The sequence below is a fragment of the Flavobacteriales bacterium genome (assembly GCA_019694795.1).
GTDB lineage: Bacteria > Bacteroidota > Bacteroidia > Flavobacteriales_D > UBA2798 > UBA2798.
Window position 1 is genome coordinate 21,108 of sequence record JAIBBF010000038.1, and the last position, 6,201, is coordinate 27,308.

Below are 6,201 nucleotides of genomic sequence, written 5' to 3' on the forward strand. Positions count from 1 at the left end.
GAAAAATAGTGAATGAAGCAGAGTTTTACACAATGAGAATTGAAAAAAAAATCCCCTCTCCGTTGGGAAAGGGGACCTACAATGAAGATGAATCCGATTAAAACAATTTCCGGTTGTTTTTAAATACAATCACATCGAAATAAGGTTTAAACTGACTTTCAGAAATGCCGAATGCTTCAATAAATTTCATAATCATGTGCTGTTCTTCAGGTTCCGCCGTTCCGTCACTCAGTGATGCATCCACCATATTCGTGAGGATATATAATTTCTGTTGTTCATTAAGCATATTTCCCGCTTTTACCTGTTCCAGGAAGTCAGTCCATTTGTTGGACCGAACATATTTTACGGCATCCTCCAATTCGGATTTACTGTTAATTCCAGCGACACTGAACAATAATCCTAATTCTTCAGGATCAAGTTCTCCATCTGCCGCCATAATGTAAAGCAAGGACACCGTAAGTGCTTTCTTAGACGTCAATGTGCTTTTGTCTGATGATTTAAATGCGTCGAAAATTCCCATAAATGATCGTTTTTTATTGCGAATAAACGAAAAATGCCTTTTTATCGTTCATGTGTCGATAAATTACTGCATTAAACCTATTTTTGCCATTCATGAGGACCTTTACCGTTTCCCTTTTCTTCTTCTTCTTCAGCATTTCTCTTGCAGCACAACATTGTGCAGTAGCAGATAAGCTTTACCCGAAGGCGAAACTGGAGTCGGAAAACAAACAATACCGGGAAGCTTTTTCAGATTGCAGGAAATTGCTGAAGGAATGTCCGGACTACCTCCCCGGTATTTTACTGTGGGGCGACCTATTTATCAGCACACTCGATTTCGACTCAGCCCAGATTGCGTTTAACCGCTATGTTCAGCTTGCACCTTCCCAATCCATCGGCTGGAGAAAATTAGCAGGGGTACAATTTTTTAGAGGTAATATCGATTCCAGTTTGTTATTGCTGCAAAAGGCAACTATACTTAATCCAATGGATACCATTGCCTGGTACAACATTGCCGAAATTCATTTTCGTCAGAATAATTTAGAGCAGGCAGAGGCTGATTTTAAAAAGGTGCTTCAAATGGACACCAGCGATATTCGTCCCCGTTTACGCCTTTGCGATATCTGGCTGGCTCAAGGGAAAAACAGTCCTTGCTGGGAACAGGTGGAGATCATGAAAAAATCGGAATGGGGAAATTATGATGTTATCTATACAGAGGCCAGTTTATTGATTCAGGAGAAACAGTATGACCGCTCGAAGGAATTATTAATGAAACTGCTCAACATCGATTCCCTAGAACCTGCGGCGCATTATTCACTTGCTGTCATTTATGAAGAGACCAATAAATATGATATGGCGCTGGCCGAATACAATAAAATTCTGACCAACGATCCGGAAGATCCTGAAGCATTTTTTCAACGTGGAAATTTATTACTCGAACTGGATCAGGCACAACTTGCGCAAGCCGATTATCTCGATGCCTATCAGCTCGACTCCAGCAATATTGAAATCCTTTTCCAATTGGGATTTTGTATGTATCAGATGACCATGTATACCGATGCTGTTCAGTATTACAACCGATACATTGCTAAAAATGCAGAAAATCCGGAAGCATTTTTTAACCGGGGAAATTCCTATTATGCATTGCAACAATTTGCCGATGCAAAAAACGATTATACCAAAGCACTTTCGCTCGAGGAAAATATCGATTTCAGATATAACCGGGCCTTGTGTTCTTATGCATTGAATTTACCCGGAAATGCAATTCAGGATTTAAGCATTTATCTGAAAAAAGAATCGGCCGATACGGAAGCCTATTATTTGCGTTGCCTTTGTTATTTTGCAGAGGGGAATCATGAAATGGCTTGCACCGACTGTGAAATGGCTTTGTTTCTCGGAAAAGAGGATATCCCCGCAGAGATATTAAAGAGTTGTGATATCAAGAAGAAGAAAAAAAAGAAATAAACATGGAAGAAGAAAAGGATCATTTTCAAATGATCGCAAAAACATATCAGGGATTAGAAAATATTCTGGCGGATGAAATCCGGAATCTGGGTGGTGAAGATGTGGAAGTATTAAAACGGGCTGTCTCCTTTATGGGAGATAATTCCATTATGTACAAGGTGAACCTTTATTCAAGAGTCGCTCTGGCGGTTTTGGTTCCAATCGAATCGTTTACGGCTGAAGATCCGGAAGAATTATACCGAAAAGCATTACGCATTGAGTGGAGTAAATTTTTTCGTCCCACCGATACCTTCGCCATTACCCCTTCGGTAAATTCCACCATTTTTACACACTCGCAATTTGCATCACTCAAGGTGAAGGATGCTATTGTTGACCATTTCCGAAGCAAAACCGGTAAACGTCCGAGTGTTGATAAGGACGAACCTTCCTTCCGTTTGAATTTGCATATTTATCAGAAGGAGGTCACCATTTCTTTCGATTCGAGCGGTGATGCCTTATTTAAACGCGGTTACCGTCAACGCCAGGGAGAGGCTTCTCTGAATGAATTATTGGCGGCTGGTATGATTATGCTCAGTGGCTGGAGAGGCGAATCCACGTTTATCGACCCCATGTGCGGTGGCGGTACCTTACCTATAGAGGCGGCCATGATTGCCATGAATATTCCCGGCGGCTGGTACCGGAAAAAATTCGGATTTATGAACTGGCCCGATTACGATGAAGATTTGTGGTATTCCATCCGAACCGAAGCTGCCCGTGAGATTAAAAAACAACCGGATCATTTTATTATTGGGACCGATCTTCTCAGCGAAAACATTGAAAAATCGAAAAAAAACGCACATATACTACGCTGTAATTCCCTACGCTTTGCCGTTAAAGACTTTTTCGATTTTGAACGTCCCGACCAGGAACCCGCCATGGTAATGATGAACCCACCCTATGGTGAACGCCTTCAAAGTGAAACCGACCTAAATGCATTTTACAAGGCCATTGGCGACGAATTCAAGAAAAAATTCAACAATTGCGATGCCTGGGTTATTTCATCCAATATGGAAGCGTTAAAAAGTGTGGGACTCAAAGCCAGTGAAAAATATGCCCTGTTTAATGGTCCGCTAGAATGCTCCTTCCGCCATTTTGAGCTTTATGAGGGTAGTAAAAAATCCAATTAATTTGATTATACTTGTACGTATAGCCTAAGCCATTTGAGTTCTATTCTGCGGAAAATATTATCGAACGCAACCGCCCGGATCTTAATCCTGGTGTTTGGTGCTATTATCGGAATTACGGTTTACTTTCTGGTGACCGGTTATTACACGCAATTGAAACTTTACGAAGAAGGAGAAGTCAGAAAATTATCCGGAATAGCCAATACGCTTTCGAATCAAATTGACGGCGATGCACACGAAATTCTTTACCGTCAGTATCCACTGAAAGACCAGCTCACAACCGTTCATTCGGATATGGTTTACAAGGAATTTCATGACATCTTAAGAAAGGCCTATATCACCAATGGACTGGAAACACCCATTTACACGATGGTTTATGTTCCGGAAGAAGATATTTTTCACTTTGTGATCCATTCAGATTCCATTTACTGGAGACATCCCTGGGAAAAATTTTCGCCGATTCACGTTCAGCAATACGAAAAAGGTGGAGTAATTCTTCCCTATGAAGATGAAAACGGTACCTGGTTATCTGCTTTTGCACCGATAAAGGATCATAATGGTAAAGTGGTGGCGGCTGTTCAGGTAGATTCTAAATTTGATGCATTTATTCAGAAAACCAGAAAAGAAATCGGAATTCGGGCAGCTATTTCTATTTTCCTGATCAGTTTATTGGGATTCTTTTTATTCCGTTCCATTCGTTCTATTCTAGCCAAAGAGGAACAACTTACCCGAGAGATCATTGAGAGTCACGCCATCATTGAAGCTAAAAACAAAGACATCACCGATAGTATTCAATACGCAAAACGAATACAGGAAGCCATTTTACCTTCCATTACCCACATCCGCAAAGAACTAAACGACTCCTTCGTTTTGTTTTTACCACGCGATATAGTTAGTGGCGATTTTTACTGGTACACCGAAATAAAAGACCGTGTTTTTATTGCTGCTGTCGATTGTACGGGACATGGTGTTCCGGGTGCGTTTATGAGTATGATCGGTAATACCTTACTGAATGAAATCATCAATCAGAAAGAAATTTTTGATCCGGGAAAAATTCTGGATACGCTCGACGAAGGAATAAAGGTAGCCTTGCGCCAAAGGGAAGATGACCGCGAAACCAGAGACGGAATGGATTTGGCATTGGTTTCGTTCTGCAAACATTTTAAAGACCTCAAATTCTCCGGAGCTTTCCGTCCGCTCATTCACATTCGTGACGAAGAACTTTCGGAAATTAAAGCAAACCGTTTTCCAATTGGAGGAGGTTCTGCCTATGAAAAAACAAAATTCACCACCACAACCGTTGATTTACAACCGGGCGATTTAATTTATCTGTTCTCGGATGGATATCCGGATCAAATTGGTGGCGATAAGGATAAAAAATTCATGACCAAGCGATTTAAAGATTTGATCATGCAGCATCGTCACCTCCCCATGGCAGAACAGGAACAATACTTCCGCAATGCATTGGCCGATTGGCAGGGAGAACACGAACAGATGGATGATATTTTGGTGATTGGAATACGTGTGCCTAAGGTTTAAGTGATGCGCCCTTTTTTAATTCTGGTATTTCTGTTTAGTGGTGTTGTTTCAAATGGACAAGGCCTTAGTTTACATTTTTCGGAAATACTTTATGATTTCGGATACATTAAAGAATCCGAAGGAAAAGTCTATCACCAATTCATCTTCGTTAACAACGAAAAAGAAAAAATAGAAATCAAAGAAGTCCGTTCTTCATGCGGATGTATGATTCCAAAAGCTTCCGGTAAAGTTTTAGAAGCGGGAGAAAAAGGATTTATCGAAGTAGAATACGATCCAAGCGGAAGACCCGGAAAATTCATTAAATCGGTCGAGATTCTTGCCGCTACGAAATCTAAAGGCGAACAAACTTTTTTCCTCAATATTAAAGGGGTTGTCATTGAGAAAGAAATTCTCCCTGCCTATAATGAAGGCTGGAAAAAAACAGTGCTGCAGATTAAACCCTTTAATGCTCCCATCATTTCAGGAAGTGATTTTCGCTTTTTAAATGATGGCCGATTACAAGATTTCGTCAACGATATCACTTACGAAATTGACTTAACCGGATTTACCACTGTTAAACTTGAATTGTTTGTTCGCAAAGGTGAATACGATAAAGAAACAGCGGAAGATTTGTTTTTACCCATTAAAAAATTCCTGATTACCGAATTAAAACGGAGAAATTATTCTCCCAATCAAATCGGATTTGCCGATAATCACTTTGTGATTTCAGAGCAGATTCCGGAAAATGTATTGGGAATTATCAAAATCTCTTCCCTCGATTTTAATAACGATAAAATTCCGGAGTCCGGTTTTCTGCAGGTGAATGAAAATCCACTGGAAATGTTTCGCAAAAATGAAAAGCTAAATGCCTCCAACGATTCACTTGGTTCTTTACGTTTGGGAAACAAACTATATCGCCAAAATAACCTTCAGGCCATTGCCACCGGAAAAGCTGAATTTGAACAATTCATGAGCCCTGTTATCCGGCAAGTACTTACCGATGGTTATGCACAAATCGGAATTCGTTTGGAAAGTAAAATAACCGGAAACACGACTTCTGCCGAATTAAAACTGCTCCAGAAAAAGGTCATCGCCTTTGAAAAACAAATTGTAAAATACGCCGAAGAAAACGGAATTGCTGCAGAGAAAATTCACTTTAGTGTGCCGACTTTAATTGTGACCGGAGCAACCGAAAAAGTTGAAAGTAAATTGCTCTTACAACAACTTCCCATTTTATCGCCCGAAGAATGGTTTGATCCGCAGGATTTATTGAACGGAAAAAACGATACACTGCGATACCGTACTCCCATTGGAGAAAAAGGAATTCAATTTCGTCCGCCGCTACAAGATTTACCCACCTACCAGCAATTTATTCCCTACGGAACCTATCGTCTCGATTCGGCACGTAACGATTATAAAATGTGGAAGACAGTTATCCGTAACGAATTAATGAAAGGAAAAAAAATTCGCTTTCTCATTGAAAGTTCCGCATCCAATTCTCCCACTTATTCCAAATACGACAACAATTACGTAGCGCGTAGAAGGGCGAAAGAATTAA

Annotated in this window: 5 protein-coding genes; 4 read left to right on the forward strand and 1 reads right to left on the reverse strand. The window is 40.3% G+C overall.

Translation table 11 applies throughout. From position 1 onward, the window contains the following. Positions 1-97: 97 nt before the first annotated feature. Positions 98-520 carry a TerB family tellurite resistance protein gene (locus K1X56_11080; protein MBX7095260.1) on the reverse strand — a complete coding sequence of 141 codons (423 nt, stop codon included), beginning with the start codon at positions 518-520 and terminating at the stop codon, positions 98-100. Between the two features lie 92 nt (positions 521-612). On the opposite strand from K1X56_11080, the gene K1X56_11085 reads away from it, so the two are divergent. The 4 genes from K1X56_11085 to K1X56_11100 all read left to right on the forward strand — a co-directional run. After that, positions 613-1,962 carry a tetratricopeptide repeat protein gene (locus K1X56_11085; GenBank protein ID MBX7095261.1) on the forward strand — a complete coding sequence of 450 codons (1,350 nt, stop codon included), beginning with the start codon at positions 613-615 and terminating at the stop codon, positions 1,960-1,962. 2 nt (positions 1,963-1,964) lie between these two features. After that, positions 1,965-3,128 (forward strand): class I SAM-dependent RNA methyltransferase, encoded by a 1,164-nt coding sequence (locus K1X56_11090; GenBank protein MBX7095262.1) that lies wholly within the window; start codon positions 1,965-1,967, stop codon positions 3,126-3,128. 33 nt (positions 3,129-3,161) lie between these two features. Then, positions 3,162-4,664 (forward strand): SpoIIE family protein phosphatase, encoded by a 1,503-nt coding sequence (locus K1X56_11095; protein ID MBX7095263.1) that lies wholly within the window; start codon positions 3,162-3,164, stop codon positions 4,662-4,664. Between the two features lie 3 nt (positions 4,665-4,667). Continuing rightward, positions 4,668-6,201: DUF1573 domain-containing protein (locus tag K1X56_11100; GenBank protein MBX7095264.1), on the forward strand; the 1,534-nt coding region annotated here is incomplete at its 3' end.